General features: G+C 29.3%; 2 protein-coding genes. Both read left to right on the top strand.

The annotated features are described in order from the left end of the window. The first annotated feature begins 126 nt into the window (after nucleotides 1-126). A complete protein-coding gene (locus tag J7M77_RS07545) occupies nucleotides 127-2,031 on the top strand; it encodes an NAD(+) synthase (RefSeq protein ID WP_296877223.1) in 1,905 nt (634 codons plus the stop codon). Nucleotides 2,032-2,380: 349 nt separating this feature from the next. After that, nucleotides 2,381-2,815, top strand: a complete 435-nt coding sequence (locus J7M77_RS07540) for a helix-turn-helix transcriptional regulator (protein ID WP_296877222.1) — start codon at nucleotides 2,381-2,383, stop codon at nucleotides 2,813-2,815. The last annotated feature ends 279 nt before the right edge of the window (nucleotides 2,816-3,094 follow it).

Raw genomic sequence — 3,094 nt, 5'->3', positions numbered from 1 at the left:
GTCTTATTATTAGAATTTAAATTTAAGTTTAGGTATCAAAAAATAATCAGAAACTTTACATTATTTTTTTCTTAACTTGTTTATCAACATTTATCAGTGTAAAATATAATCATTGGAGGAGATACAATGAAAGATGGATATATTCGTGTTGCTGCAGCATCTTTTGATACAATGATTGCTAACGCAACTAACAACAGTAAAAATATAATTAACCTAATTGAACAAGTAAGCAGCAACCAGGCAAAAGTATTAGTATTACCAGAACTTTGCTTAACTGGTTATACATGTGAAGATTTATTTAATCAAGAAAGATTATTAAATGAAGCTAAAACACAATTGCAGATAATCATTGATGAAACTAAAAATAAAGATATTATTGTAGTAGTGGGTCTTCCATATCAGCACTTAAACAGTCTTTATAATGTTGCCGCTATTATACATCAAGGCAAACTGCTAGGCTTAGTACCAAAAACTCATGTACCTAATTATCAAGAATTCTACGAAGCAAGAAGATTTGAACCTGCTCCTAAAGAAAATATAATGGTCAACTTTAACGGTCAAACCGTACCCCTTGGAACTAAATTAATTTTTGCTTCAACTACTAATTCAGAGTTTAGATTTGGGGTTGAAATTTGCGAAGATCTTTGGTTACCTGATGCTCCAAGCATTGATTTAGCATTAAATGGTGCTAATTTAATTTTAAATCCTTCAGCCAGCAATGAAATAACTACTAAAAGTGACTATCGTCGCCAATTAGTAACGATGCAAGCAGCCAAACTAGTCTGTGGATATGTTTACTGTAATGCTGGTCCTGGTGAAAGTACTACTGATGTCGTTTTCAGCGGTCATCATATAATTAGTGAAAACGGAACGATCATTAATGAAAGTAAAGGTTTTGATAGTGAAATAATTTATGGTGATCTTGATTTAAAAAAATTATCAAGCGAACGTCGAAAAATGACTACTTTTAAATCTCGTCATGATTATCAAATTATTTATTTTGATTCAACTGATATTGATTTAGATACTACTTATTACTATGATCCTCATCCATTTGTCCCAAGTGATCATAGCTTACGAGCTAAACGTTGCAAAGAAGTCTTTGATATTCAAACCAGAGCATTAATGCAGCGTTTAAAAGCTACCGGAATTAAAAAAGTAGTAATTGGAATTTCTGGCGGTTTAGATTCAACTTTAGCTTTATTAGTATGTACAATGGCATTTAAACAATTAAATTATGATAGTAAAGATATTATTGCCATTACAATGCCTTGCTTTGGAACTACATCAAGAACTAAAAATAATGCTTTAGGTTTAATGCACGAATTAAATGTTACCAGTTTAGAAGTTGATATCACTGAATCAGTTAGAGTTCAATTTAGAGATATTGGCCAAGATGAAAATATTCATGATGTTACTTATGAAAATGTTCAGGCTAGAACAAGAACAGAAATACTAATGAATAAAGCCAATCAAGTTGGTGGTTTAGTAATTGGAACTGGTGATCTTTCTGAAGTTGCTTTAGGCTGGTCAACATATAATGGTGACCACATGTCAATGTATGCCGTTAATGTTTCAGTACCAAAAACATTAGTTCGTTATTTAGTTGATTATGTTGCTAGTTTATATACTGGTCAAAAGATTGAAACTATTTTAAAAGATGTTTTAGACACACCGGTTTCACCTGAGTTATTACCTCAAATTGATGATAAAATTGTTCAAAAAACTGAAGATATTGTTGGTCCTTATGAACTTCATGATTTCTTTATTTATCACATGGTTCGTTTTGGCGATGAGCCACGTAAATTATTTAGAAAAACTAAATTAGCATTCAAAGATAAATACGATAATGAAACAATCAAAAAATGGCTAACAAAATTCTATTGGCGCTTTTTTACACAACAATTTAAACGGAGCTGTATTCCTGATGGTCCCAAAGTTGGAACAGTTTCGCTTTCTCCAAGAGGCGATTGGCGAATGCCAAGTGATGGTGATGTTCGTAGCTGGATCAAGGAAATTGAAAAAATCTAAAATAGTTTGAAGTTAAAAATAATTAGTTGACATAAGCTAACTTAAAGTTTATAATTAATGTATAAACTAACTAAGCGGAGAACCCGCAGTTAAGGAAATCATTGATTTCCTTTTTTTATTGATATAATATTTCATTTTCAAAAATAATAAAATTCTATAAAGTTTTTAGAAACCATACCTAATAAATAATCTTTTTACTTCCCAATAATCACTTCTAGACAAAACAATAATATAATTTTATTTGTCAATGATTGATTTTTGTTCCAAATATTTAGCATATAATTTGTTGCAACGCTCCATTTTTTTGTACAATTACATTTAAAAAGGTGAAATAACGGCTAAAATTGATATGAAACTTTATGAAGAAATAGGTAAGATTTTAAAATATGAAAGATTACGTAAAGAAATAAGTTTAGATCAACTGGTAGATAAAATTGGTGGCATTAAAACAAAAAGTACATTAAAAAGATACGAAGATGGTAAATCACGCATTGATATGGATATCTTACCTGTTGTATGCAAAGCCTTGAATATTGATTGTGTTACTGTTATAAAGAAAGCTGAAAATGAAGTTAATTTTTACAATTCAAGTACTACTAATATTAATAATCATGATGAAAACCTAAAATACTTAGTAGACAAACCTGAACTACTGGAACTGTATAAAGAAATTGTTGCTAATGATCAATTAGTATTATTGTTTAACATAGTAAGAACACTGAATCCACAGGATTTAGAACAAATACTTAAAATCATCGATACATTTAATAAAGAAACAATTTGATTGTTTAAATTTTAATGACTTTTAAAGTTTTATAATATAAATAATTATGCCAATATCCCACAATTTTTTACTATAACAGCCACAACTATCTAGTAGTTATAAACTCCAAATACAGTCGCAAGCATAATATAAAAACTACGTTAATGTGCTTATTCATATTTCCAATGATCATCTTTCATATTTTAGAGAAGGTGAGAAAAACTATGAGCAAGACATTGAGCAAATTATTAATGATTTAAAGATGATATTTTAATTAGGTGAACACACACTATATATTAG

It is taken from the genome of Thomasclavelia sp., from assembly GCF_017889095.1.
GTDB lineage: Bacteria > Bacillota_I > Bacilli_A > Erysipelotrichales > Coprobacillaceae > Thomasclavelia.
The sequence above is the reverse complement of the archived record's forward strand: the minus strand, read 5'-3'. Positions and strand labels throughout refer to the sequence as shown.